Below are 25,969 nucleotides of genomic sequence, written 5' to 3'. Positions count from 1 at the left end.
CGACCGACGGGGAGGCACCATGGCACCGCGGAACCAGACGGGACTGCCCGAGCTGTACGTGGCGGTGGACGTGGAGGCCGACGGGCCGATCCCCGGCCCCTACAGCATGATCTCGCTGGGCATGGCCGTCGCCGGCCATCCCGGCCTGACCTTCTACAGCGAGCTGAGGCCGATCTCCGACGAGTACGTCCCGGAGGCGCTCGCCGTGTCCGGCCTGGACCGGGAGCGACTGCTACGGGAGGCGCCCGCCCCGGCCGTCGCGATGGCCGCCGCCGCCCGCTGGCTGGACGGACTGCGCCGGATCGGCCGGCCGGTCTTCCTCGCCGCCCCGGCGGTCTGGGACGGCATGTTCGTGCACTGGTACTTCGTCCGGTTCCTCGGCCGCAGCCCGTTCGGGGCGACCGGCTCCGGCGTGGACCTGCGCAGCTACTACATGGGGCTGACCGGCCGGGAGTGGTCGCGCAGCCACAAGAGCACGGCCAAGCGGGAGCTGGGGCTGACCCACCTGCCGCACACCCACCACGCCGGGGAGGACGCCGCCGAACTGGCCCAGGTCTTCGACGCCCTGCGCCGGTCCCGCCAGGGACGGGGACTCAGCCGAGCAGACGAGGGGTGATCGGCGTCTCGGTGACCGTGCCGTCGGCGTTGCGGCTCACCTCGTACGCGGCGACCCCCTCGCGGTCGGCGACCGCCTCGACCAGCGTCGTCCCCCGGTAGACCAGCCCGACCCCGTCGTCGGTGCAGTGGGCGGTGGGCAACGTGCCGTCGGCGACCAGCCGGTGCATCAGCGGCCGGCGCTGCTCCTCGCTGTTGTAGTGCACCCCGTTGCCGTACGGGAGGAAGCCCAGCCCGGCGGTGAACGGGCGCAGCGTCGGCCCGTAGCTGTCGGTGGCCCCGCCGACGTGCCAGCAGATCGAACCGGCGGAGACCCCGCCCAGCACCACCCCGGCCGCCCAGCACTCGCGCAGGATCTCGTCGAGCCCGTGCACCCGCCAAACGGCGAGCAGGTTGGCGACACTGCCGCCACCGACCCAGATCACGTCCTGGGCGAGCAGGTGGGCGCGGACGTCCTCGACGGTGGGCATCGGGAAGAGGTTGAGGTGGGACAGGCGGAACCGGGTGCCGGCGAACGCCCCGTAGAGGGCGGTCAACGTGGTCGGTTGGTCCCCCTCGGCCTGCCCGAGGAAGCACATCCTCGGTTCCGGGCCGGCCTGGGCCAGCTCGGCGGCGAGGTCGAAGACCGGCCCCGGCCGCCAGTCCCAGGGGCCGCGGCGGCGGCTGAAGAAACCGATGCTGGTGGCGAGGATGGTGGGTTCGCTGGCGGGCACGGGCGCCCCTTCCGATCCGGGTTACCGGGACCCGTTCATCCTGCCGCACCGCCGCCGACCGTCGCCGACCACCGCGCCACCGGCCCCGGGCGATCGGTGTCGTCCGGCTCGACGGCGGCCCCGGACAGGGCGAACTCGTCCACCTCCGCGGCGGCGGCCCCGGGCAGGGTGAACCGGTCACCGGCGGCGGGCGGGGCGGCGTACGACTCGCCGAGCATCCAGCGCACCTCGTCGGCCGTCCAGCCGAGCCCGGCGCGACCGGCGATCACCCCGACCAACCGCCGACCGACCCGGATGTCGTCGTCGTAGAACCGCAGGCACCAGTGGTGCGCCCACATGCCCAGCGCCCGTAGCCCGGCGTCGTCGAGCGACCGGACGAGCCGCCCGCACGCCGTGTCGGCGAACGCCCGGCCCGGGTCGTCGGCGCGGTCCCGCTCGATCGCCCCGACGGCCGCCGGGGCGACCGCGCGCATCCGGTCGTAGAACCCCTGCACCACCGCCCGATCGAGCCCGGGACGCGCCGACCGCGCCTCCACCCGTCCCGGCCCGGCCACGCTCCCCATCGACGCACCCCTTCTTGAGTTGGCACCGGACGGTACCCGCCCCCTCCGACACTTTCGTCGCGAGCGGGCCGGAAGTGGTTGCCGGGGCTCCCCGCCGGACAAAAAGTGGTAACCGGGCACCCCTGCCACGCCTACCGCGGGCGAGGTCCGATTTCCGCGAGCCGTCGGGTCGGCCGGCAGGGCAGGATCGGTGCGTGGAGTTGGACTTCGAGCGGTGCTACCGCGCGGTCGACAGCCGGGACCAGCGGTTCGACGGCTGGTTCTACACCGGCGTGACCTCGACCGGGATCTACTGCCGGCCGTCCTGCCCGGCGATGACGCCGAAACGGGAGAACGTCCGGTTCTTCCCGTCCGCCGCCGCCGCGCAGGGTGCCGGGCTGCGCGCCTGTCGGCGGTGCCGGCCGGACGCCGCGCCCGGCTCGCCGGAGTGGAACGTCCGGGCCGACGTGGTGGGGCGGGCGATGCGGCTGATCGCCGACGGGGTGGTCGACCGGGACGGCGTGCCGGGGCTGGCCACCCGGCTCGGCTACACCGAACGGCACCTGCACCGGATGCTCCGCGCCGAACTGGGCGCCGGCCCGCTCGCCCTGGCCCGTGCGCAACGCGCGCAGACCGCCCGGGTGCTGATCGAGACGACCGGCCTGGGCATGGCCGAGGTCGCCTTCGCCGCCGGCTTCGGCAGCGTCCGGCAGTTCAACGACACGGTACGGGAGGTCTTCGCGCTCGCCCCGTCCGAACTGCGCGCCGCCCGGGGGCGGGGACCGGTGGCCGGTGGCGCGGGCACCATCACGGTGCGGCTGGCGTACCGGCCGCCGCTGCACGCCGGTTCCCTGCTGGAGTTCCTGGCGGTGCGGGCCGTCCCCGGCGTCGAGGAGGTACGCGACGGGACGTACCACCGGGGGTTGTCCCTGCCGCACGGGCCCGGCGAGGTGGCGCTGACCCCGGCGGCCGGGTACGTCTCGGCCACCCTCCGCCTGGCCGACCTGCGTGACCTGGCCCCTGCGGTGGCCCGGTGCCGCCGCCTGCTGGACCTGGACGCCGACCCGGTGGCGGTCGACGCCACCCTGGCAGCGGACCCGGCCCTGGCCGGACCGGTCGCGGCGGAGCCCGGCGTCCGACTCCCCCGCACCCCGGACCATCCCTTCGAGGCGGCCGTGCGCGCCGTCCTCACCCAGCAGGTCTCCCTCCGTAGCGCCCGTCCCCTGCTCGCCCTCCTGCTCGCCCACTGCCCGGCCCACCCGTCGGCGGACGCCGCCGATCACGACGGCGAGGTCGCTCCCGGGGCGCACCGGCACCTCCGCGACCGACCCGACGGCGAGCCGGGGCTGCGAGGTTTTCCGGAGGCCCGGGAGGTGGCGGGAGTGCCGGACGGGGGGTTCCGGGGGCCGGTGGGGCGACGGGAGGCGATCCGGGCGCTCGCGCGGGCGGTGGCCGACGGGGAACTGTCCCTGGACGGGGAGTGGGCCCAGACCCGCCGGCAGCTGCTGACGTTGCCGGGGATCGGCCCCTGGACCGCCGGTTACGTCGCCATGCGCGGACTCGGCGACCCGGACGTCTTCCTCCCCACCGACCTCGCCGTCCGCCGGGGCGCCCGCGCCCTCGGCCTGCCCGACGACCCGAAGACCCTCGACGCGTACGCCGAACGCTGGCGTCCCTGGCGCTCGTACGCGGTGATCCGACTCTGGAGAGCAGCAGCATGACCGGAACGAACACGATCGACAGCAGCACGGTGGACACGCCGGCCGGACCGTTCAGCGTCCTGGCCACGCCCGACGGGGTGGTCCGGGCGGCCGGGTTCACCACCGACGCGGACGGGCTGCTCGGCCTGGTCCACCCGACGCTGCGCGGCACCCTGCGCACCCGGCCCGAGCTGGGGTCGGTGACCACCGCCGTGACCGCCTACCTCGACGGTGACCTCGCCGCGATCGACGCGGTACCGGTCGAGCAGCACACCGACGGCGTCTTCCTGGCGCACGCCTGGCAGGTGCTGCGCGACGTCAAGCCGGGCGACCCGGTCACCTACACCGCCTATGCGGCGCTCGCCGGCCGTCCGGCGGCGGTCCGCGCGGCGGCGGCGGCCTGCGCGCGCAACGCGGCCGCCCTCTTCGTCCCCTGCCACCGGGTGCTGCGCACCGACGGGACCCTGGGCGGCTTCCGGTGGGGGCTCGACGTGAAGAAGTGGCTTCTCGGACACGAGCGGCGTCTGACGGCAAGTTGACCGTCACGGGAGTCACGTTTACCGATACCGTCAGGGGGTGGCTGCGGACGGTGACCGCGTTCCCGCCACCAGGGGGAGCATGCACAACCTGTGGCGGCTGCGCGGTTACCTGCGCCCGCACGCCATCGAGTTCTGCTGGCTGCTGGTCGCGGGGCTGACGGCCACCGCGGCCGGCCTCGCCGTGCCGCTGCTGGTCCAGCGGGTGGTGGACGGCCCGCTGGCCCGGCGCGATCCGGCCGGGCTCGTGCAGCTCGGCGGCCTGGTCCTGCTGCTCGGCCTGGTCGAGGCGGTGTTGATCTTCGTCCGACGGTGGACGCAGACCTCCTCGTCGGTGGGGATGGAGGCGGCGATCCGGGCCGACCTCTACGCCCACCTGCAACGCCTGCCGGCCAGCTTCCACGACCGGTGGCAGTCCGGTCAGCTCATCGCCCGCGCCACCGGCGACCTGTCGATGATCCGCCGTTTCCTCTCCTTCGGGCTGCTCTTCCTGGTCCTCAACCTGGTGACCTACCTGGCCGTGGTGGTGCTGCTGGTCCGGCTGCACCCGCCGCTCGGGCTGCTGGTCGCGGCGAGTGCCGTGCCGCTGTTCCTGATCAGCCGCCGGTTCGCGCGGGCGTACCATGCCGCTGCCCGCCGGATGCGCGAGCAGCAGGGGGACGTCGCGACGCTGGTCGAGGAGACCGCGCAGGGGATCCGGACGGCCCGCGCGTTCGGGCGGGGGCCGGAGCTGGCCGCCCGGTTCGGGGGCGGCGCGCGTGCCCTGCACGACACCGCCGTCGGCAAGAACCAGCTGCTGGCCCGCACCTCGGCCCTGTTCGACCTGGTGCCGAACCTGACCCTCGGCGTGGTGCTGGTGACCGGGGTGGCCGCCGCCGCGCGGGGCACGCTCACCGTCGGCGAGCTGGTCGCCTTCGTCAGCCTGCAACTGATGCTGATCTGGCCGGTGAACTCGCTGGGTTGGATCATCGCCAACGGCCAGGAGGCGGCGACCGCCGCCGACCGGATCCAGGAGGTGCTGGACACCGCACCGGCGATCACCGATCGTCCCCACGCGGTGGCGCCGGCCCACGGCGAGGTACGCGGGCGGCTGCGCTTCGAGCGGGTGGGTTTCGGTTACCCGGGCGGCGCCGTACCGGTGCTACGGGACGTCGACCTGACCGTCGAGCCGGGCGAGACGCTCGCCCTGGTCGGCGCGACCGGCTCGGGCAAGAGCACGTTGCTCTCCCTCGTCCCCCGGCTGCGCGAGGTGAGCGCGGGACGGATCACCCTGGACGGTCACGACCTGCGCGACCTGCGGCTCTCCGCGCTCCGCCGGTTGGTCGGGGTGGCCTTCGAGGAACCGGCCCTGTTCAGCATGTCGGTCTGGGAGAACCTCACCCTCGGCTGTCCCGACGCCGACGAGGAGGAGGTGCACGCGGCGCTCGCGCTGGCGCAGGCCGACTTCGCGTACGACCTGCCGTGGGGGCTCGCCACCCGGGTCGGTGAGCAGGGGCTGTCCCTCTCCGGCGGGCAGCGGCAACGGCTCGCCCTGGCGCGGGCGGTGCTCGGTCACCCGGCCGTGCTGGTGCTGGACGACCCGCTCTCCGCCCTGGACGTGCACACCGAGGCCCTGGTCGAGCAGGCGCTGCGGCGGGTGCTGCGGGACAGCACGGCCCTCCTGGTGGCGCACCGCCCCTCGACGGTCGCCCTGGCCGACCGGGTGGCCCTGCTCGACCGGGGCCGGATCGCCGCCGTCGGCACCCACGCCGAACTGCTCGCCACCGAGCCGGCGTACCGCGCGCTGCTCTGCCCGGAACCGGCGGCGCCAACGGGACCGCCCGTCGTGGTGGCCGGCGGCGGGCTGGTCGGCCTCGCGGCCGGGCCGGAGCCGTCGGACCGGGCGGTGCCCACGTGACGGCACCGGAACCCGCCGGGCCGGACCGACCGGCCGGCACGGCGCCGACCACCGCAACCGGGCGGACGGTCGGCACGCAGCGGACCGGCGGCGCGGGACCGGTGGACCTTCGCCGGTGGCGGGGACACGGCGCCGAGCCGGACGCCGACCCGGGCCGGGCCGAGGAGGACGGTCCAGCGGCGGTCGCCCGGTTGCGCGCCCGGAGCCGGGCCCTCCTGGCGGACCTGCTACGACCGCACCGGGGCCGGCTCGCGCTGACCGGCTCGCTGCTGCTGACCCAGAACGCCGCCGGGTTGGCGGGCCCCTTCCTGGTCATGTACGGCATCGACCACGCGATCGCGCCGCTGCGCGCCGGCGAGCCCGGTCCGCTGGTCGCCGTCGCGGCGGCCTTCGCCGGTGCCGCCACCGTCGAGTACCTGAGCAAGCGCGGCTTCCTCATCCTCTCCGCGCGGATCGGCCAGGCCGTCCTGCTCGACCTCCGCCAACGGGTGTACGGGCACTTCCTGCGCCTGCCGGTGGCCTTCCACGAGCGGTACACCTCGGGACGGATGGTCTCCCGGCTCACCAGCGACCTGGACTCGATCGCGGAGCTGCTCGACGGGGGCGTGGACAGCCTGGTGCTCGCCGTGCTCTCGGTCCTGTCGGTGGCCGTCGTGCTGCTCTGGCTGGACCCGCCGCTGGCCGTGGTGACCCTGTTCGCCTTCCCCCTGCTGTTCTGGTTGTCCCGGTGGTTCGCCCGGGCCTCGGCCACCGCCTACCGGCGCACCCGGGAGTCGGTGGCACTGGTGATCGTGCACCTGGTGGAGTCGCTGCGCGGGATCCGGGCCGTGCAGGCGTACCGGCGGGAGGCCCGCAACCAGCGCATCTTCGAGGCGGTGAACGACGACTACCGGCGCTCCAGCGTGCACGCGTTCCAGTTGATCGCCGTGTACTCGCCGGGCATCAAGCTGGTCGGCAACGTCACCGTGGCGGGGGTGCTGACCTACGGCGGCTGGCGGGTGCTCGACGACCGGCTCGACCTCGGCGTCCTCGCCGCGTTCCTGCTCTACCTGCGCCGGTTCTTCGATCCGATGCAGGAGCTGAGCCAGTTCTACAACACGTTGCAGTCCGCCTCGGCGGGACTGGAGAAGGTCGCCGAGGTGCTCGACGAGCTGCCCGAGGTGGCGGAGCCGACCCGTCCCCGACCGCTGCCGGCCGGCGGGGTCCGGGGCGCGGTGCGGTTCCGCTCGGTGACCTTCGGCTACCGGCCGGAAGCGCCGATCCTCACCGACTTCGACCTGGAGGTGCCACCCGGGCAGACCGTCGCCCTGGTCGGTGCGACCGGGGCGGGCAAGTCCACGGTGGCGAAGCTGCTGGCCCGGTTCCACGATCCGGACGCCGGCTCGGTCAGCCTGGACGGAGTGGACCTGCGGGAGGCGGCCGACGCCGAACTGCGCCGGTCGGTGGTCCTGGTCACCCAGGAGAACCACCTCTTCAGTGGCACGGTGGCGGAGAACATCCGGTTCGGCCGTCCGGACGCGGACGAGGCGGCGGTGCGGGCGGCGGCACGGGCGGTCGGGGCGCACGACTTCATCACCGCGCTCCCCCACGGGTACGCCACCGAGGTGCACCGGCGGGGCGGTCGGCTCTCCGCCGGGCAACGGCAGCTCGTCGCGTTCGCGCGGGCCCTCCTGGCCGATCCGGTGGTGCTGATCCTGGACGAGGCGACCTCGTGCCTGGACATGCCCACCGAACGGGTGGTGCAGCACGCGCTCGACACCGTCCTGCGCGACCGGACCGCGCTGGTGATCGCGCACCGGCTCTCCACGGTGCGGATCGCCGACCGGGTGCTGGTGCTGGAGCGGGGCCGGATCGTCGAGGACGGCCCGCCCGACCGGCTGGTCGCCGCCGACGGGCGGTACGCCCGACTGCACCGCCAGTGGCGTGACTCGCTGACCTGAACGGGTCAGGACGTACGCCGCACCCCGACCGGTTCGCCCGGGGCAGCCCGGCGGTCGACCAGCAGGCCGAACCCGAACAGCAGCGCGAGCAGCACGGCGGCGGCGACGGTGAGCAGTGCGAGGGTGAGCGGCGGAACCGGTCCGGACGGCGCGACCTGCGCCCGGACCGCCAGCGGGGTGGCCGCCTGCGCGGCGAGCGCCCAGGCGGCCACCCCGACCAGCAGCGTGGCGCTGCGCCACCCCCGGTCCGCGTCGGCACCGGACACCGCTCCGGGCGACGGGGCCGGACCGGGTTCGCGGGTGGCGACGAGGGTGAGGCCGGAGCCGAGCGCCAGGCCGAGGCCGAGGGCGGTGAGCAGCGCGCCGGCTCCCGCCGCCGCCGGCAGGTCCGGGCGGAGCGCCGGGGTGGCCAGCGGCAGCGCCATCGCGGCCAGCCCGATCCCGAGGGCGTCCCAGGGCATGATCCGTTCGGCGTACCGGGTCAGCGCCGCACCGCCCGCCACCGCGGCGAGCCCGGTCAGCGCGGCCGGGACCGCCACCCCCGGCGTGCCGACGCCGGTGAGGCCGGCGCCGCTCGCGGCCACCGGGCCGGCCGCGACCGCGAGCACCACCCAGCGCGCGCCGACCACACCGAGCGCGTGGAGCGCGTACCCGAGCAGGAGCAGGCCGGCGACCACCGTGAGGGGCACGACCAGCAGCCGGGCGGCGGCCAGGGCGGCCTCCTCCGGGCCCGGTGCCGGCCGGAGCCGGGCCCGGACCACCGCCCAACGCACCGCGAACCCCGCCACGACGAGCAGCCCGACGGCCGCCACCACCAGCACCGGGCTCCAGCGCGGCGATCCACCGACCGGCCGGGGAGCGTCGGGCCGCCCGGTGACCAGCAGCGCGGCGACGACCAGCGCCACGGCCGACCAGAGCAGGATCTGGTCGGGCCGCACCCGGCCCGGCACCGGCAGGACCGCCCGGAGCAGCACGCCGTACGCGGGCTGACCGACCAGGCCGGCGGCGAGCCCGACCGCCACCGGTACCCGCACCGCGCGGGCCGCACCGCCGGCCACCAGCAGCACACCGCCGAGAGCCAGGCCGACCCCCAGCGCCCCGACCAGGAAGGCCGGCACGTGCCCGGCGGCGACCGCGGTCGTGGGCGGCGGGCCACCGGCGGCGACCAGGTCGGCGACCGCGGCGAGCAGCAACCCGACGAGCGCGACCGGCCAACCGCCGATCCGGTACGGCAGACCGCCGGCCACCACGGCGAGGGCCAGCACCAGCGGGGCGAGCACCCCGGCGCGCACCGGCACGAACGGCGTCAGGTCGGTGTGACCGGTGAGCATGGTCAGCGCCGGCAACGCGGCCCCGGCGAGCGCCCCCACGGCGAACGCGGCCACCGCCCCGAGCACACCGGCCGGCCCGGGTCGCCCCCCGGCCGGCGACGACCCGCCTCCCGGTGCTCCGGTCACCCGGTCGGCCCGCACGCCCGCCCCCTCCCCTGCCGGCGGCCCCGCCGCCGTCGTCCGTCCGGCGACAGCGGCATACGTCGCCGGGCGTCGATGCTGCCACAGGCCGACCACCGGGAACCCCGTCCGTGGCGGCCGAATTACTCCCGGCGGGCGGGGCCGGGCCGGCTCTACGATCGACCGATGACTGATACGGCGAGGACCGCTCGCGCCGGGGTCCCCGACCGTCCGACCCTGGACGGCATCGAGGAGACCTGGGCGCGACGCTGGCAGGAGGAGGGCACGTACGCGTTCGACCGCAGCAGGGAGCGGGCGGACGTATACGCGATCGACACCCCGCCGCCGACCGTATCCGGCGAGCTGCACATGGGCCACGTCTTCTCGTACACGCACACCGACACGGTGGCCCGCTTCCAGCGGATGCGCGGCAAGGCGGTCTTCTACCCGATGGGCTGGGACGACAACGGCCTGCCGACCGAGCGTCGGGTGCAGAACGTGTACGGGGTGCGCTGCGACCCGTCGCTGCCGTACGACCCGGACTGGACGGCCCCGGACGCCCCGGTCGACGAGGCGGCCCGCCGGGACCCGAAGCCGATCTCCCGGCGTAACTTCGTCGAGCTGTGCGAGCGCCTGACCGCCGCCGACGAGCAGGTCTTCGAGGCGCTGTGGCGGCGACTCGGGCTGTCGGTGGACTGGTCGCTGACGTACACCACGATCGGGCGGGTGGCGCGGGCCGCCTCGCAGCGGGCGTTCCTGCGCAACCTGGCGCGCGGGGAGGCGTACCAGGCGGAGGCCCCGACGCTCTGGGACGTCGGCTTCGCCACCGCCGTGGCCCAGGCGGAGCTGGAGGACCGGGAACGCCCCGGCGCGTACCACCGGCTGCGGTTCCACGGACCGGACGGGCGGGAGGTGCTGATCGACACCACCCGGCCGGAGCTGCTGCCCGCCTGTGTGGCACTGGTCTGCCACCCGGACGACGAGCGCTACGCCGACCTGGTCGGCGGCGCGGTGCGTACCCCGGTCTTCGGGGTGACGGTGCCGGTGCGCGCGCACCCGCTGGCGGACCCGGCCAAGGGCACCGGCATCGCGATGGTCTGCACCTTCGGCGACCTGACCGACGTGACCTGGTGGCGGGACCTGGACCTGGACACCCGGGTGGTGGTCGGCCGGGACGGGCGGCTGCTGCCGGAACCGCCGGACGGGGTGCCGGCCGAGCGCTACGCGACGCTGGCCGGGCAGACCGTCGCCGCCGCCCGGCGCACCCTGGTCGGGCTGCTGGCCGACGCGGGCGACCTGGTCGGCGAGCCACGTCCGATCACCCACCCGGTGAAGTTCTACGAGCGCGGCGACCGGCCGTTGGAGATCGTCTCCACCCGGCAGTGGTACCTGCGCAACGGCGGCCGGGACGCGGAGCTGCGCGCGGCGCTGCTCGACCGGGGTGCGGAACTGACCTGGGTGCCGGGGCACATGCGCCACCGCTACGAGCACTGGGTGGGCGGCCTGACCGGCGACTGGCTGGTGAGCCGGCAGCGGTTCTTCGGCGTGCCGGTGCCGGTGTGGTACCGGCTCGACGACGCTGGCGAGCCGGTCTGGTCCCAGCCTCTCACACCGGACGAGTCCGCGCTGCCGGTCGACCCGTCCAGCGATCCGCCCCCCGGCTTCGACGAGCGGCAACGCGGAAAACCGGGCGGTTTCATCGGAGATCCGGACGTCCTGGACACCTGGGCCACCTCGTCGTTGACCCCGCAGATCGTCGGCGGCTGGGAGACCGACCCGGACCTGTTCGCCCGGGTCTTCCCGATGGACCTGCGCCCGCAGGGACAGGAGATCATCCGGACCTGGCTCTTCGCCACGGTGGTCCGCGCGCACCTGGAACACGGCGTGCTGCCCTGGCGGGACACCGTCCTCTCCGGCTGGATCCTGGACCCGGACCGGAAGAAGATGTCCAAGTCCAAGGGGAACGTGGTGACCCCGATGGCGCTGCTGACCGAGCACGGCTCGGACGCGGTGCGGTACTGGGCGGCCAGCGGCAGGCCCGGCACGGACCTGGCCTTCGACCCGGCCCAGATCCGGATCGGCCGACGGCTGGCCACCAAGCTGCTCAACGCGTCGAGGTTCGCCCTGGGGCTGGGCGCCGCCGACGCGTTGCGCGCCCCGGCCACGGCGCCGCTGGACACCGCCATGCTCGCCGAACTCTCCGAGGTGGTCGCCACGGCCACCGCCGCCTTCGACGGGTACGACCACACGGCCGCCCTCCAGGCGACCGAGGCGTTCTTCTGGCGGTTCTGCGACGACTACATCGAGCTGGTCAAGGAGCGCGCCTACGGCACCGGGCCGGGGGCGGACTCGGCCCGCGCGGCGCTCGCCACCGCGCTGTCGGCGCAGTTGCGCCTCTTCGCCCCGGTGCTGCCGTACGTGACCGAGGAGGTCTGGTCGTGGTGGCGGTACGGCTCGGTGCACCGTGCGCCCTGGCCCACCACGTACGAGGTCCAGCGGGCGGTCCGGGGCACCGGTGACCCGGCGCTGCTGCGGTTGGCCGGGGACGCGTTGAGCCAGGTACGGCGGGCCAAGTCGGAGCGGAAGCTCTCCATGCGGACCGAGGTGCCGCTGGCCGAGGCGCTCGCCCCGGCCGCCGTCCTGGACCAGCTCGCCCTGGTCGCCGACGACCTGCGCGCCGCCGGCCGGATCACCACCCTCGACCCGGTCCCCGACCGCACCACGGAACTCGTCATCGCCTGCGCCTTCTGAGGGCACCGGGGTGTGGTGGTAGCAGGGGTGACCGGCGGAAATTCCCTGTCACCCCTGCTCGATGAGCAGCGCCCCCTCCCACCGCCCGGTGGGAGGGGGCGCTGCCACCACCTCAGCTGGTTTCGCCGGCGACGCTGAAGGAGCGGAGCCGGTTCACCGCCAGCGCGGTGAAGCCGAGGACGGCCAGCGTGGTCATCACCGCCGACACCGGCACGGTGACCGTGGTCGAGAGCAGCTCGGTGGGGGCGATCCGGTCGGCGAGCGCGATCACGTACTGCTGGATGGAGAGCACCTTGGTGCCGCTGACGAAGTTGCCCAGCAGCCCCTCCCAGATCAGCACGTAGACCAGGCCGAGCAGCACCGGCCGCCGGGTGACCAGGCTGAGCGCCACGAACAGGGCCGAGTACGCCAGCGCGCCGATCGCCGACGCGAGCGCCAGGGCCAGTCCGAAGCGGACCGAGTGGGCGAGCACGCCCGCGACGTACAGCGGCACGGCACAGGAGACCGCGGTGACGCCGGCCGCCACCCCGAGCTTCGGCAGCACGATCTGCCAACGGGGCAGCGGCTTGGTCAGGATGTGCACCACGGTGCCGTCGTCGATCTCGGCGCCGAGCACACCGGTACCGATGATCAGGGCGACGACCGGCAGCACCACCGCCAGGCCGAGCCCGACCAGCACCGGCGGCGCCCACTGGCCGGGGTCGACGCCGAGCGCCCGGGAGAGCACCGCCAACGCGACCAGGATCAACGGCAGCGGGACGAGCATCAGGGACCGGCGACGGCCGAAGAGGCCGCGCGCGGTGATCCAGGTGACGGTCGACATGTCAGCCTCTTTCGGACGGGACGGGGGGACCAACTCGCTGCGCCCGGACGTTCGTCGACCGCACCGCTGTGCTTCTCTCGTACGGGACTGCGGGACCTGCGCGCACCGTCACGCCTCCACCAGGTAGGAGAAGACGCTCTCCAGGGACTCGTCCTCGGGCAGCAGCCGCCGTACCCGGATCCCCCGGTCGAGCGCGATCCGGGGCAGCGCCCGGGTGAACGCCCCGTAGTCGCCGGCCCGTACGGTCAGTCCGGCCCGGTCCAGCTCGACCCCGCTGACCGACGGCTCGGCCATCAGCGCCACGGCCAGCGCCCGGTCGTCGGTGGACTGGACGGCGAAGACGTGCGGCCGGTTGGTCATCAGCCGACGGATGGTGCGGAAGTCGCCGGAGGCGGCCAGGCGTCCGGCGACCATCACCTGCACGGTGCCGGAGACCTGCTCGACCTCCTCCAGGATGTGCGAGCTGAACAGGATGGTCCGACCGGCGTCACCGAGGCCGTGCAGCAGCTGCATCATGTGCAGCCGCTGGCGGGGGTCCATGCCGTTGAACGGCTCGTCGAGCAGGAGCACCTGCGGGTCGTGCACCAGCGCCGCGGCCACCCGGGCCCGCTGCCGCATGCCCTTGGAGTAGGTGCCGATCCGGCGGTCCTGCGCGCTCTCCAGCTCGACCAGGTTGATCGCGCGGCGGGCCGCCTCCGCCGGGTCGGGCAGCCGGTGCAGCTTCGCACTGGCCAGCACGAACTCGTACGCGGTGAGGAAGGTCTGCACCGCCTCGCGCTCGCTGACCAGGCCGAGCCGCCGGTAGACGTCGGGGTTGCGCCAGGTCGGCTCGCCGTCGAGGGCGACCGCGCCCCGGGAGGGGGCCAGGAAGCCGGCCATCATGTGCAGCAGGGTGGTCTTGCCGGCCCCGTTCGGACCGAGCAGACCGGTCACCCCCGGGCCCAGGGACATGGTGACGTCGTTGACCGCCACCACGTTGCCGTACCAGCGGGAGACGCCGGCCAGGGTCAGTTCACTCATGCGGAGGCGACCTTCCGGTATCGGGCGAGCAGCAGCGCGACGGCGCCGGCCACCAGGAGGACGGCGGCCACGGCGTAGAGCGGGCCGAACCCGCCGATCTGGTAACTGGCTCCACCGTTCTCGGTCACCAGCAGGTCACCGAGGGCCCAACCGCCGATCGCCTGCACCATGGTGGACGGGGAACCGAGCAGGGCCAGTTCGTTGACCGTCTGCGACGGCATCACCTGGAGCGTGCCGACGATCGGGGTGGTCATCAGGAACACCGCGACCACCCCACCGGCGGCGAACGCCCGCTTGCCGGTGAGCGAGGCGACCAGCAGCCCGATCGAGGCGAAGACGACCGCCCACAGTCCGGCGTAGAGCAGCCCCGGCAGCAGGTCGAGCAGTTCGTCCCAGGCACCCCGCCAGCCCTTGCCGGTGGTGAACGCCGCGCCGATGAACATCAGCAGCTGTGGCGCGCCGAGCAACAGCCAGAGGGCGGTGACCAGGGCGGCGAGCTTGGCCAACGGGTAGTCGGAGCGGGGCAGCGGCCGGGAGAAGTAGAGCGGGAGCACGCCGCTGCGCAGGTCACGGGAGACCAGTTCGGGCGCGACCACCGCGACGAAGAAGATCACCAGCCAGCTCATCGCGTCGGCGAACTGCGCGTAGGTCAGCACCACCTCGCCGATCTGGGTCCGCACCGCGGTTGCCCCGGCGGCGACCACGACGACGATCGCCACGATCAGCCACGGGAAGATCTTGGCCTTGGCGCTGCGGCCGAGGCCGAACGCCGTCCGCAGCCCGTGCCCGTAGAGCGCGCCGAAGACCTGCCGGCGGCCGAGACGGGGCCCGGTGTAGCGCTGGTAGCCGATGTCGTGGATGACCCCGGTCGGCTCAGGCATTGGTCGGCTCCCTCAGTGCGAAGAGTTCGGCCACCCGGTGCCGGCGCTGGTCGAGCCGGTGCAGCGGCAGGTCCAGCTCGGCGACCGCGCCGAGGATCAGGTCGTAGGTCCCCTCGTCGGCCAGCGGCACGAGCAGCATCCGGCCGTCCCGGCCCACCGGCAGGTCGAGCGCGGCGAGACGGGCGGCCAGTTCGTCCGTGCCCTCGCTGACCTCGACGGCGAGGATGTCGGTGGCGGAGGTCATCGCGGAGATCCGGTCGGCGCGCAGCAGCCGCCCGCCGTCGATGGCGACCAGGGTGTCGCAGATCCGCTCGACCTCGCCGAGCAGGTGCGAGCAGACCACCACGGAGATGCCGAACTCGGTGCCGATCCGCTGGACCAGGGTGAGCATGGCGTCCCGACCGGCCGGGTCGAGGCCGTTGGTCGGCTCGTCGAGCAGGAGCAGGTCCGGGTCGTGCACCAGCGCCTGGGCCAGTTTGACCCGCTGCTTCATGCCGGTGGAGTAACCGCCGACCGGCCGGTACCGCTCCTCGTAGAGGCCGACGTGGCGCAGCGCCTCGGAGGCGCGTTCCCGGGCGACGGTGCGGGGCAACCCGCTGATCCGGCCGAGGTGGGTGACGAACTCGGCGGCGGAGAGGTCCGGCGGGAGGCAGTCGTGCTCGGGCATGTAGCCGACCCGGGCGCGGACGGCGGCCGGATCGGCGGTCGGGTCGAGGCCGAGCACCCGGACGGTACCGCTGGTCGGGGCGAGCAGGCCCAGCAGGATCTTGATGAGGGTGGACTTGCCGGCGCCGTTGGCACCGACCAGCCCGACGATTCCCGGTTCGACCGCGACGGTCAGGTCGGCCAGCGCCGTGACCCGTCCACCGTAGGTCTTGGTCAGCGACTCGGTCGCGAGCAGTGTCACGCCGCTCAGCCTAGGGAGCCGGCGCACGCCGCAACATCAGGTCCGCCCCTGATCCTGCGTCGTCCGCTCCACTAGGGGGTGCCGACGCGCGTCCGACCAGGTCACGCAGGGTACGGAGGGTGGAACACGCCGTCGCGTTCGCGTTCGGGCTCGGGAGCGCGGACCGGCCCGGCGGACCGGGCGGACCGGACGCCGGGCGGCGCGCGCCCACCGGGGTGACGGGTTCCCGACGGTGGCGCCGGCCGGAGGTCGTCGGTCCGACGACGGGACGGGACGGGGGACGCGTCCGCGCCGCCCGCGAACCGGCGACACCGTGTTGACCAGCGTCGCTCTCCCGGGCGAGCGGTCGACACCACGGTACGTCGACGGCGGTGTGGCGCGCCGGACGACGGCCGGGCGGGCGTGATCGTGGGGTGGCGCTCTCGACCGATCGCCGGTCGGCTGCGAAACTGTGTGCCGGTCAGGGAGTGGGGGGTGTGATGAGCAACGGCTGGGTGCTGCCCGACGACGTGCTCCGGGACGCGCCGGTGTTCACACCGCGTCCGGGCGAGCTCGCCGACCTGGAACTGCTGCTCAGCGGGGCGTACGCGCCACTGACCGGGTTCATGACGCGGGCCGATCTGACCTCGCTCAGTCGCCGGGGCCGGCTCGCCGACGGGACGTCCTGGCCGGTGCCGGTCACCCTCCAGGTGCCCGCGGCGGTGGCCGAGGGGCTGCGGCTCGACGACCCGGCGGGCCGGGTGCTGGTGCTCACCGACGGCGAGGGTGCCCCGCTCGCCGCGCTCGACGTGCGGGACGTCTGGTCCGGCCGGGACGGCAGTGCCGGGCTGGGTGGCCCGGTGCAACGGATCGGCGACGGTGGTCACGCCCCGTTCCAGCGGTTGCGGCGCACCCCGGAGGAGGTCCGGGCGGTGCTGCCCCCGGGACGGGTGCTCGGGGTGATCGCCGACCGGCCGCTGCACCGGCCGCAACTCGCCCAGATCGCGCACGCCGCCCGGACGCTCGGCGCGCACCTGCTGCTGATGATCCCGGTGGGTGAGGGCGCCACCGGCGGCCTGCCGCCCGAGGCGCTGGTCCGCGCGGTCTTCGCCGCCCGGGACCGGATGCCCCCGGCGACCCTGATCACGGTGCCGTTGGCCCGGCGACGGGACGAGATCAGCGACGCGCTGCTGCGGGCCCGGGTCTCCGCCGCCTACGGCGTGACGCACCTGCTCTCCACCGAGGAGACGCTCTCCGGTGCCGGACTGCGGGTGCTGGTGCCCCGGGAGCTGGCCTACGACAACCGGGACGGGCAGTGGCGCTGGCGGGACGACATCCCGCCGCGCAACCGACGGCTCGCCTTCCGGCAGGACGAGATCGACGACCACCTCGACCGGGGCTTCCCGCTGCCGGAGTGGCACACCCCGCCGGCGGTGGCGAAGGAGCTGGCCCGCGCCCGGCCGCCGCTGCGGCACCGGGGCCTGGTGGTCTTCCTGACCGGGCTCTCCGGGTCCGGCAAGTCGACGATCGCCAGTGGGCTCGCCGACGCGCTGCGGGAGGCCGGGGACCGGACGATCACCCTGCTCGACGGGGACGTGGTGCGCCGGGAACTCTCCGCCGGGCTGACGTTCAGCCGCGCCGACCGGGATCTCAACGTGCGGCGGATCGGCTGGGTGGCCGCCGAGATCGCCCGGCACCGGGGGGTGGCGATCTGCTGCCCGATCGCCCCGTACGCCCAGGCCCGGTCGACCGCGCGGGAGATGGCGGAGGCGGCCGGGGCGGGTTTCGTGCTGGTCCACGTCGCCACCCCGCTGGAGGTCTGCGAGCAGCGGGACCGCAAGGGCCTCTACGCCCGCGCCCGCGCGGGGCTGCTCACCGGGATGACCGGCATCGACGACCCGTACGAGGAGCCGACCGACGCGGACCTGGTGGTGGACACCTCGGACATCTCGATCGAGGAGGCGGTGCAGCGGGTGCTGCACCTGCTGACCGAGGTCGGCTGGATCGAGCCCCGCCTCAACCCGGCCTGACCCGGCCCGCCGCCGCTCCGACCCGCCGTCCGTCCGCTCCGGGGCGGCCGGCGCGGGGCCGTCCGGCACACCCGTCGGCGAACGCCCGTCCCCGCAGGCCTGCGGGCTCACCGTCTCTTTCGCGTGTGCACTCGTCGCGCTAGTGTTCATCTTTGTTGGAACACGTTCGAGAACGTCGGACGGTACGGGACGGAGGCTGGAGATGCTGGCGCGGCAGCGGCAAGCGGCGATCCTGGAACGGGTCCGGGCGACCGGTGGCGTCCGGGTCAGCGAGCTGGCCGCCGAGTTCGGCGTCTCCGACATGACGATCCGCCGCGACCTCGACGCGCTCGCCGCAGCGGGCCTGCTCGCCAAGGTGCACGGCGGGGCGACGGTGGCCGATCCCTCGGCGGCCGACGAACCCGGCTTCGACGCCAAGTCGGTGCGCCAGCCGGCCGAGAAGGCGCTCATCGCCGCGCACGCCGCACGGCTGGTCCGCCCCGGCGCGGCGGTCGCCCTCTCCGCCGGCACGACCACCGCCGCGCTGGCCCGTCGCCTGGTCGACGTGCCGGGGCTGACCGTGGTGACCAACTCGTTGCCGGTGGCCGAGGTCTTCCACACCGGCGGACGGCCGGACCAGACGGTGATCCTCACCGGCGGCGTACGGACGCCCTCGGACGCGCTGGTCGGGCCGCTGGCCGTCGCGGCGATCCGTTCCCTGCACCTGGACGTGCTCTTCCTCGGGGTGCACGGGATCAGCGAGCGGGCCGGCTTCACCACACCGAACCTGATGGAGGCGGAGACCAACCAGGCGCTGATGGCCTCCGCCGACCGACTGGTGGTGCTCGCCGACCACACCAAGTGGGGGCTGGTCGGCCTCTGCTCGATCGGCGAGCTGGGCTGCGCGGACGTGGTGGTCGTCGACGACCGGCTGCCCGAGGAGGGTCGCCGGGTGCTCGGCGAGCACGTCACGGAGCTGAAGGTCGTCGACCGGTCCACGACGGGTGGACGCCCGACGACGGAAGGGGCACCGGCATGAAGCGTACGGTCACCACGCTGGCCGACGGCCGCGAGCTGATCTACTTCGACGAGCGGGACGACGTCGTCCGCGACGAACCGGACCGGCGGGAACTGCCTCCGCCGCCACCCGCCTCGCAGCTCCGCTACGACCCGCTGCTCGACGAGTGGGTGGCGGTCGCCGTGCACCGGCAGGCGCGCACCTTCCTCCCCCCGGCCGACCAGTGCCCGCTCTGCCCCTCCCGGGGCGACCGGCTCAGCGAGATCCCGGCCTCCGGGTACGACGTGGTGGTCTTCGAGAACCGCTTCCCCGCGCTCAGCCAGCGGATCGCCGACGAGCCGCCGGGCATCACCCCGTTCACCGAGATCCGGCCGGGGCTGGGCCGCTGCGAGGTGGTCTGCTTCACCGACGACCACCACGCCGCGTTCGTCGACCTGCCACCCGCCCGGGTACGGACCGTCCTCGACGCGCTCGCCGACCGGACCACCGCTCTCGCCGAGCTGCCCGGGGTCGAACAGGTCTTCTGTTTCGAGAACCGGGGCGTGGAGATCGGGGTGACCCTGCACCACCCGCACGGCCAGGTCTACGCCTTCCCGTTCGTCACGCCCCGGACCCGGACGATGCTGGCCGCCGCGCGCCGGCACGCCGAGCGCACCGGCGGCAACCTCTACGCCGACGTGCTCGCCGCCGAGCGGGCCGCCGGGGAGCGGGTGGTGGCGGAGAACGAGCACTGGACGGCGTACGTCCCGGCGGCGGCGCGCTGGCCCTTCGAGGTGCAGCTGGCCCCGAACCGACCGGTGCCGGACATCCCGGCGCTCGGCGACGCGGAGCGGGACGCCTTCGGTCCGCTCTACCTGGACGTGCTGCGCCGCTTCGACGGGCTGTTCGACATGCCGATGCCGTACATCGCGGCCTGGCACCAGGCCCCGGTCCGCGTCGACCGCGACCTGGCCCATCTGCACCTGCAACTGTTCAGCATCCGGCGGGCGGCGGACAAGCTGAAGTACCTCGCCGGCACGGAGTCGGGGATGGGCGTGTTCATCAGCGACGTCGCCCCGGAGCGCGCCGCCCAGTTGCTCCGCGAGGTCTGAGCCACCGGCCACGTCGACGACGGGGCGGGACAGGGCGCGGGGGGCCCGGGACAGGGCCCCCCGCTGGGAAGGGACGGCTGGCTGCGCACGACAGCCGGGAAGGCTGGCTGGTCGGCGCACACGTGTCGCATGCGACCGTGGTCAACCTTCCTGGACGCGACTGGCATCACGTCCACCCTGTCAACGACCGGACGCCTCGTCCGGTGACGCGCCCTCCCCGGCGGCCCCGGGGCGTGCGGGACGTGACGGAGCCCGCCGGCGGTGGCCGACGGGCTCCGGGACGGACGGGAACGGTCAGGCCAGCTTGCGCGCCAGGTTCTCGTCCAGGACGTTCATGAACTCGTCGGTGGTCAGCCACGGGGCGTCCCGACCGATGAGCAGCGCGAGGTCCTTGGTCATCTGGCCGCTCTCGACGGTGTCGATGATGACCTGCTCCAGGGTGTTGGCGAACTCGGTGACCGCCGGGGTGTTGTCCAGCTTGCCCCGGTGGGCCAGACCCCGGGTCCAGGCGTAGATGGAGGCGATCGGGTTGGTCGAGGTCTTCTCGCCCTTCTGCCACTGCCGGTAGTGCCGGGTGACGGTGCCGTGGGCGGCCTCCGCCTCGACGGTCCGGCCGTCCGGGGTCATCAGCACCGAGGTCATCAGGCCGAGCGAACCGAAGCCCTGGGCCACGGTGTCGGACTGCACGTCACCGTCGTAGTTCTTGCAGGCCCAGACGAAGCCACCCTCCCACTTGAGCGCGGCGGCGACCATGTCGTCGATGAGCCGGTGCTCGTAGCTGATGCCGGCGGCGTCGAACTCGGCCTTGAACTCGCTCTCGAAGACCTCGGCGAAGATGTCCTTGAACCGACCGTCGTACGCCTTGAGGATGGTGTTCTTGGTCGACAGGTAGACCGGGTAGCCCCGGTCGAGGCCGTAGCGCATCGAGGCGCGGGCGAAGTCCCGGATCGACTCGTCGTAGTTGTACATACCCATCGCGACGCCGCCGCCGGTGAAGTTGGCGACCTCCATCTCGACCGGGGCACCGCCGTCGGTCGGGGTGTAGGTGATGGTCACCGTGCCCGGCCCGGGGACGACGAAGTCGCTGGCCTTGTACTGGTCGCCGTGGGCGTGCCGGCCGATGATGATCGGCTTGGTCCAGCCCGGCACCAGTCGCGGCACGTTGGACATGATGATCGGCTCACGGAAGACGACGCCGCCGAGGATGTTCCGGATGGTGCCGTTCGGCGAGCGCCACATCTTCTTGAGGCCGAACTCCTCGACCCGGGCCTCGTCCGGGGTGATGGTGGCGCACTTGACACCGACGCCGTGCTCCTTGATGGCGTTGGCGGCGTCAACGGTGACCTGGTCGTCGGTCTCGTCGCGGTACTGGATCGAGAGGTCGTAGTAGTGCAGGTCGACGTCGAGGTAGGGCAGGATCAGCTGCTCCCGGATCTGCTTCCAGATGATCCGGGTCATCTCGTCGCCGTCGAGCTCTACGACCGGGTTGTTTACCTTGATCTTCGCCATCGGCCGGCGCTCCTCTCGGGGGACACGTGCTCAAGCAGTACGAGCGTACTGGAAGTTGCCCGGCTCCTCGCAGCTGGCCCTCCACCTCCCCCGGAAGAGCAACGATCCTCCGGTCCACCGTGGCGATCGGAGATCGGCTCACCACGGCGGACCGGAGGATCGACGCGTCGACCGGTGCGTCAGAGGTCACATGTTGGCGACGTCGGCCTGCTTGGCCCGGACCGCCTCGGCGGCCTCCTTCAGGCTGGCCAGCTCGTCGTCGTCCAGCTCGGTGGTGACGACCCGCTTCACGCCCTCGGCACCCAGCTCGGCCTCGACGCCCAGGTAGACGCCGGAGATGCCGTACTCGCCGTCGACCCAGGCGCAGACCGGCATGACCTCGCCGGAGTCCTCGGCGACCGCCTTGGCCATCCGGGCGGCGGCAGCGGACGGGGCGTAGTAGGCCGACCCGGTCTTGAGCAGGGCGACCACCTCGGCGCCGCCGTTGCGGGTCTTGACGACCAGTTCCTCGATCTGCTCGGCCGGCAGCACGTCGCGCAGCGGCTTGCCGTCGACGCTGCTGCGGGACGGCACCGGAACCATGGTGTCGCCGTGCGAGCCCAGGGTGAGGGTCTTCACCGACTTCACCGGTACGCCGAGCGCCTCGGCGACGAAGTTGCTGAACCGGGCGGTGTCGAGCATGCCGGCCTGGCCCAGTACCCGGTGCTTGGGGAACCCGGTGGCGATCTGGGCCAGCGCGGTCATCTCGTCGAGCGGGTTGGAGACGACGATGACCACGGCGTTCGGGGCGAAGCGGGCGACGTTCTCCGAGACCTGACGGACGATCTTGGCGTTGGTCTCCAGCAGGTCCATCCGGCTCATGCCCGGCTTACGGGGCAGACCGGCGGTGATCACGACGACGTCCGAGCCCTCGATCGCCTCGTAGCCCTCGCCGTTGGGGCCGGTGGTGGCACCGACGATCTTGGTTTCGAAGCCCTCCACCGCCCGCGACTGGTTGAGGTCGAGGGCGAGGCCGGCCGGCTTCCCCTCGACGATGTCGGTGATCACGACGGTGTCGAAGATGTCGTACTCGGCCAGGCGCTGTGCGGTGGTGGAGCCGTAGAAGCCGGCCCCGACGACAGTGACCTTCTTACCCATGGTCGTCCCACTCCCCTGCTACCAGTCGGTTTTCCGGACCGTATCAGCCATCGTGGCACCGGACCGGCCGGGTCGGACGGTTATGACGTAGTCGGCATCTCCCGCTCGGCCCGCTCGACCACGTTGGTCAGCAGCATCGCCCGGGTCATCGGCCCGACCCCACCGGGCATCGGGACCACGGCACCGGCCGTCTCGGCGACCTCGGGATCGACGTCACCGGTGTAGCGGCCCTTGCCGTCCGCGCCGATCACCCGGGTGATGCCGACGTCGACCACCACCGCCCCCGGCCGGACCATGTCGCCGGTGAGCAGACCGGGAACCCCGGCGGCCACGATCACGATGTCGGCGGCCCGGGTGTGCGCGGTCAGGTCCAGGGTGCCGGTGTGGCAGAGGGTCACGGTCGCGTTCTCGCTGCGCCGGGTGAGCAGCAGGCCGAGCGGGCGGCCGACCGTGTTGCCCCGGCCGACCACGGCGACGTTCGCCCCGCGCAGCGGCACCTCGTGCCGCCGCAGCAGCTCCACGATGCCGCGCGGCGTGCAGGGCAGCGGCCCGTCGTAGCCGAGCACCAGCCGGCCGAGGTTGACCGGGTGCAGGCCGTCGGCGTCCTTCTGGGGGTCGATCATCTCCAGCGCGCGCTGGGTGTCCAGGTGGGGCGGCAGCGGCAACTGGACGATGTAGCCGTGGCACGCCGGGTCCGCGTTCAACTCGGCCAGCACCGCGTCCACCTGCTCCTGGGTGGCGTCGGCCGGCAACTCGCGCCGGATCGAGGCGATGCCGACCTCCGCGCAGTCCCGGTGCTTGCCGTTGACGTACGCCTGGGAGCCCGGATCGGCGCCGACCAGGACCGTGCCCAGTCCCGGGATGATCCCGCGCTCCGCCAGTGCCTTGACCCGCACCCGCAGCTCGTCCTTGATCTCCGCCGCGGTCGCCTTGCCGTCCAGGATCGTCGCCGTCACTCCCCGATCGTCTCACGTCCGGCGCCCGCCGTTCCGCCGACCCGCGCCCTGTCCCCCGGCACCCCGCTGCGGGCCGGAACGCCCCCGCTGCCCGCTCCGACGGGCGGGGGTCGGTGGGCTGCCGGGGTCTGCTGCTCCGCAGAATCCGGTAGCAGCAGACCCCGGCAGGCACCCGGAGGGCGCGCCGCCGCGGGCGGAACGACCAGGGGAATCAGTGGAAGAAGTGCCGGGTGCCGGTGAGGTACATGGTGACGCCGGCCTCGGCGGCGGCGGCGATCACCTCGTCGTCCCGGATCGAACCGCCCGGCTGCACGACGGCGCGGACGCCCGCGTCGATCAGCACCCTGAGCCCGTCGGCGAACGGGAAGAACGCGTCCGAGGCGGCGACCGAGCCCCGCGCCCGGTCGGCCCCGGCCCGGTTCACCGCCAGGTGGGCCGAGTCGACCCGGTTGACCTGGCCCATGCCGACCCCGACGGTCGCACCGTCGGCGGCCAGCAGGATGGCGTTGCTCTTGACCGAGCGGACCGCCCGCCAGGCGAAGGCCAGGTCCCGCAGCAGATCGCCGTCGGCCGGTTCGCCGGCCACCAGCCGCCAGGCGGCCGGATCGTCGCCGGGGGCGTCCACCCGGTCGGCCAGCTGCACCAGCACCCCACCGCCGACCTGACGCCACTCGGCCGGCGGCGGGGCCCAGGCCGGGGCGCGCAGCAGGCGCAGGTTCTTCCTGGCCCGGAGCACCTCGACCGCGTCCGCCTCGAACTCCGGCGCCACCAGGACCTCGGTAAAGATCTCGGCGACCTGCTTGGCCAGCTCGACGGTGACCGTCCGGTTGACCGCGATCACCCCGCCGTACGCGGAGACCGGGTCGCAGGCGTGCGCCCGGCGGTGCGCGTCGGCCACGTCCGCGCCGACCGCGATGCCGCACGGGTTGGCGTGCTTGATGATCGCCACGGCCGGCTGGTCGGCGAAGTCGTTCGCCGCCCGCCAGGCGGCGTCCGCGTCGACGTAGTTGTTGTACGACATCTCCTTGCCGTGCAGCTGCTCGGCCTGGGCCAGCCCGACCGGGGCGTCCGGGTCGGTGTAGAGGGCGGCCTGCTGGTGCGGGTTCTCGCCGTAGCGCAGCGCCCGCCGGGCGCGCAGTCCCAGGCCGGCGAAGACGGGCCAGTCCGCCTGCTCCGGGTCGAGCTGGGCCGCGCACCAGTTCGCCACCGCGATGTCGTACTCGGCGATGTCGGCGAAGGCGCGGGCAGCGAGCGCGCGGCGCTGCGCCAGCGTGAAGCCGCCCCCGTCGAGGGCGGCCAGCACCCCCGGGTACGCCGTCGGGTCGGTCACCACGGCGACCGAGGCGTGGTTCTTGGCGGCGGCCCGGACCATCGCCGGCCCGCCGATGTCGATCTGCTCGACGCACTCGTCGACACCCGCGCCGGAGGCGACCGTGGCCTGGAACGGGTACAGGTTGGAAACCAGCAGGTCGATGCCGGCGATGCCGTGCGCGTCGAGCTGCGCGGTGTGCGAGTCCTTCCGCAGGTCGGCCAGGAGACCGCCGTGGATCTTCGGGTGCAGGGTCTTGACCCGGCCGTCGAGGATCTCCGGGAACCCGGTCACCGTCTCGACGGCGGTCACCGGTACCCCGGCGCCGGCGATCGTCGACGCGGTGCTGCCGGTCGAGACGATCTCGACACCGGCGGCGTGCAGGGCTCGGGCCAGCTCGACGAGCCCGCTCTTGTCGTAGACGCTGACCAGCGCCCGCCGGATCGGCCGGCGCCCGTCCTCGGGGGAACTCACTCGACCAGTGACCTTTCTTCCGGTGATCGTCCAACCTTCGCGGACCAGGCGGCCGACCTGCTCGACGAGCTGCCGCCGCTCGGCCACCTTGATGCGCTCGGTGAGCGTCTCCTCGTCGTCGTCGTCGCGCACCGGCACCGCCACCTGGGCGACGATCGGGCCGGTGTCCATGCCCGCGTCGACGAAGAAGAGCGTCGCGCCGGTGATCTTCACGCCGTAGGCGAGGGCGTCCCGGGGCCCGTGGATGCCGGGGAAGGCCGGCAACAGGGTGTTGTGGGTGTTGAGGTAGCGGTCGGGGAAGGCGGCCAGGAAGTGCGGGCCGACGAGCTTCAGGAAACCGGCGGAGACGACCAGGTCCGGCTGGTACCCGGCGACCCGGGCGGTGAGCGCCCGGTCCCACTCCTCGCGGGTGGGGTGGTCCTTCACCCGCTCCACGAAGGTCGGCACGCCGGCGGCGGCGGCCCGGTCCAGTCCGGCGATGCCGTCCCGGTCGGCGCCGACCGCGACCACCCGGGCCCCGTACGCCGGGTCCGCGCCGGCGTCCAGCAGTGCCTGGAGGTTGCTGCCGGAACCGGAGACGAGGACGACGATGCGGGCGACGGACGCGGGCTCGGTCACCGGGTCACCCTATCGGGCCGGTGACGGCCCTCTTCCGCTGGCCGGACCCTCCACCAGCCGGTCCTCACCGTGGGACCACGCCCCGCCGGTCAC

The 25,969-nt window shown here is 73.9% G+C and carries 20 protein-coding genes and 1 pseudogene; 9 read left to right on the top strand and 12 right to left on the bottom strand.

Annotation, left to right across the window (positions count from 1 at the left end):
* The first annotated feature begins 19 nt into the window (after window positions 1-19).
* The gene (locus AB0F58_RS09315) at window positions 20-616 is read left to right on the top strand and encodes an exonuclease (RefSeq protein ID WP_357140199.1); all 597 of its coding nucleotides are present in this window, start codon (window positions 20-22) and stop codon (window positions 614-616) included.
* Here the strand turns inward: AB0F58_RS09315 and AB0F58_RS09310 are convergent.
* Together AB0F58_RS09310 and AB0F58_RS09305 are read right to left on the bottom strand one after the other, a co-directional pair.
* Window positions 594-1,328 carry a peptidase E gene (locus AB0F58_RS09310; protein WP_357140197.1) on the bottom strand — a complete coding sequence of 245 codons (735 nt, stop codon included), beginning with the start codon at window positions 1,326-1,328 and terminating at the stop codon, window positions 594-596. The two genes, AB0F58_RS09315 and AB0F58_RS09310, sit on opposite strands and share 23 nt — an antisense overlap.
* Before the next feature lie 35 nt (window positions 1,329-1,363).
* Window positions 1,364-1,891, bottom strand: coding sequence for a hypothetical protein (locus AB0F58_RS09305; RefSeq protein WP_357140194.1), 528 nt, complete (start codon window positions 1,889-1,891; stop codon window positions 1,364-1,366).
* A gap of 194 nt (window positions 1,892-2,085) precedes the next feature.
* Here AB0F58_RS09305 and AB0F58_RS09300 point away from each other — a divergent pair, with 194 nt between their 5' ends.
* The 4 genes from AB0F58_RS09300 to AB0F58_RS09285 all read left to right on the top strand — a co-directional run bounded on the left by AB0F58_RS09300 (window position 2,086) and on the right by AB0F58_RS09285 (window position 7,943).
* Window positions 2,086-3,591 (top strand): AlkA N-terminal domain-containing protein, encoded by a 1,506-nt coding sequence (locus AB0F58_RS09300; RefSeq protein ID WP_357140191.1) that lies wholly within the window; start codon window positions 2,086-2,088, stop codon window positions 3,589-3,591.
* Window positions 3,588-4,109, top strand: coding sequence for a methylated-DNA--[protein]-cysteine S-methyltransferase (locus AB0F58_RS09295; RefSeq protein ID WP_357140188.1), 522 nt, complete (start codon window positions 3,588-3,590; stop codon window positions 4,107-4,109). Before AB0F58_RS09300 ends, AB0F58_RS09295 begins: the two co-directional genes overlap by 4 nt.
* A gap of 79 nt (window positions 4,110-4,188) precedes the next feature.
* Window positions 4,189-6,003, top strand: a complete 1,815-nt coding sequence (locus tag AB0F58_RS09290; RefSeq protein ID WP_357140463.1) for an ABC transporter ATP-binding protein — start codon at window positions 4,189-4,191, stop codon at window positions 6,001-6,003.
* 101 nt (window positions 6,004-6,104) lie between these two features.
* On the top strand, window positions 6,105-7,943 hold the full coding sequence (locus tag AB0F58_RS09285; protein WP_357140461.1) for an ABC transporter ATP-binding protein: 1,839 nt from the start codon (window positions 6,105-6,107) through the stop codon (window positions 7,941-7,943).
* Window positions 7,944-7,948: 5 nt separating this feature from the next.
* Here the strand turns inward: AB0F58_RS09285 and AB0F58_RS09280 are convergent, their stop codons facing one another.
* Window positions 7,949-9,328 carry a hypothetical protein gene (locus AB0F58_RS09280; protein ID WP_357140185.1) on the bottom strand — a complete coding sequence of 460 codons (1,380 nt, stop codon included), beginning with the start codon at window positions 9,326-9,328 and terminating at the stop codon, window positions 7,949-7,951.
* A gap of 252 nt (window positions 9,329-9,580) precedes the next feature.
* Between AB0F58_RS09280 and valS the strand changes: the two genes are divergently transcribed.
* Window positions 9,581-12,145, top strand: a complete 2,565-nt coding sequence (valS, locus tag AB0F58_RS09275; RefSeq protein ID WP_357140182.1) for a valine--tRNA ligase — start codon at window positions 9,581-9,583, stop codon at window positions 12,143-12,145.
* Window positions 12,146-12,257: 112 nt separating this feature from the next.
* On the opposite strand, the gene AB0F58_RS09270 is transcribed toward valS, so the two are convergent.
* The 4 genes from AB0F58_RS09270 to AB0F58_RS09255 form a co-directional block, all read right to left on the bottom strand.
* Window positions 12,258-12,968: an ABC transporter permease subunit gene (locus AB0F58_RS09270; protein ID WP_357140179.1), complete on the bottom strand. Its 711-nt coding sequence runs from the start codon at window positions 12,966-12,968 to the stop codon at window positions 12,258-12,260.
* 108 nt (window positions 12,969-13,076) lie between these two features.
* Complete coding sequence (locus AB0F58_RS09265) at window positions 13,077-13,988, bottom strand: ABC transporter ATP-binding protein (RefSeq protein WP_357140178.1); 912 nt, start codon at window positions 13,986-13,988, stop codon at window positions 13,077-13,079.
* Complete coding sequence (locus AB0F58_RS09260) at window positions 13,985-14,869, bottom strand: ABC transporter permease (RefSeq protein WP_357140176.1); 885 nt, start codon at window positions 14,867-14,869, stop codon at window positions 13,985-13,987. The genes AB0F58_RS09265 and AB0F58_RS09260 overlap by 4 nt, the downstream gene beginning before the upstream one ends.
* A complete protein-coding gene (locus AB0F58_RS09255; RefSeq protein ID WP_357140173.1) occupies window positions 14,862-15,776 on the bottom strand; it encodes an ABC transporter ATP-binding protein in 915 nt (304 codons plus the stop codon). The genes AB0F58_RS09260 and AB0F58_RS09255 overlap by 8 nt, the downstream gene beginning before the upstream one ends.
* Window positions 15,777-16,255: 479 nt before the next feature.
* Here AB0F58_RS09255 and cysC point away from each other — a divergent pair, with 479 nt between their 5' ends.
* The 3 genes from cysC (at window position 16,256) to galT (ending at window position 19,873) form a co-directional block, all read left to right on the top strand.
* Window positions 16,256-17,785 carry an adenylyl-sulfate kinase gene (gene cysC / locus AB0F58_RS09250; RefSeq protein ID WP_357140170.1) on the top strand — a complete coding sequence of 510 codons (1,530 nt, stop codon included), beginning with the start codon at window positions 16,256-16,258 and terminating at the stop codon, window positions 17,783-17,785.
* A gap of 202 nt (window positions 17,786-17,987) precedes the next feature.
* The gene (locus tag AB0F58_RS09245) at window positions 17,988-18,803 is read left to right on the top strand and encodes a DeoR/GlpR family DNA-binding transcription regulator (RefSeq protein WP_357140167.1); all 816 of its coding nucleotides are present in this window, start codon (window positions 17,988-17,990) and stop codon (window positions 18,801-18,803) included.
* Entirely contained in the window at window positions 18,800-19,873 is a 1,074-nt protein-coding gene (gene galT, locus AB0F58_RS09240; RefSeq protein ID WP_357140165.1) for a galactose-1-phosphate uridylyltransferase, read from the top strand. The genes AB0F58_RS09245 and galT overlap by 4 nt, the downstream gene beginning before the upstream one ends.
* A gap of 294 nt (window positions 19,874-20,167) precedes the next feature.
* Here the strand turns inward: galT and AB0F58_RS09235 are convergent, their stop codons facing one another.
* The 5 genes and pseudogenes from AB0F58_RS09235 to purN all read right to left on the bottom strand — a co-directional run.
* Window positions 20,168-21,382 (bottom strand): NADP-dependent isocitrate dehydrogenase, encoded by a 1,215-nt coding sequence (locus AB0F58_RS09235; protein ID WP_357140162.1) that lies wholly within the window; start codon window positions 21,380-21,382, stop codon window positions 20,168-20,170.
* Window positions 21,383-21,568: 186 nt separating this feature from the next.
* On the bottom strand, window positions 21,569-22,519 hold the full coding sequence (mdh, locus tag AB0F58_RS09230; RefSeq protein WP_357140159.1) for a malate dehydrogenase: 951 nt from the start codon (window positions 22,517-22,519) through the stop codon (window positions 21,569-21,571).
* A gap of 80 nt (window positions 22,520-22,599) precedes the next feature.
* The gene (locus AB0F58_RS09225) at window positions 22,600-23,475 is read right to left on the bottom strand and encodes a bifunctional methylenetetrahydrofolate dehydrogenase/methenyltetrahydrofolate cyclohydrolase (protein WP_357140157.1); all 876 of its coding nucleotides are present in this window, start codon (window positions 23,473-23,475) and stop codon (window positions 22,600-22,602) included.
* Between the two features lie 211 nt (window positions 23,476-23,686).
* The gene (gene purH, locus AB0F58_RS09220) at window positions 23,687-25,258 is read right to left on the bottom strand and encodes a bifunctional phosphoribosylaminoimidazolecarboxamide formyltransferase/IMP cyclohydrolase (protein WP_357140458.1); all 1,572 of its coding nucleotides are present in this window, start codon (window positions 25,256-25,258) and stop codon (window positions 23,687-23,689) included.
* A 6-nt stretch (window positions 25,259-25,264) separates the two neighbouring features.
* Window positions 25,265-25,876: pseudogene (gene purN, locus AB0F58_RS09215) on the bottom strand (phosphoribosylglycinamide formyltransferase); the annotation flags it as partial.
* Window positions 25,877-25,969 lie beyond the last annotated feature (93 nt).

The organism is Micromonospora sp. NPDC023956, assembly GCF_040639195.1.
Lineage (GTDB): Bacteria > Actinomycetota > Actinomycetes > Mycobacteriales > Micromonosporaceae > Micromonospora.
The sequence above is the reverse complement of the archived record's forward strand: the minus strand, read 5'-3'. Positions and strand labels throughout refer to the sequence as shown.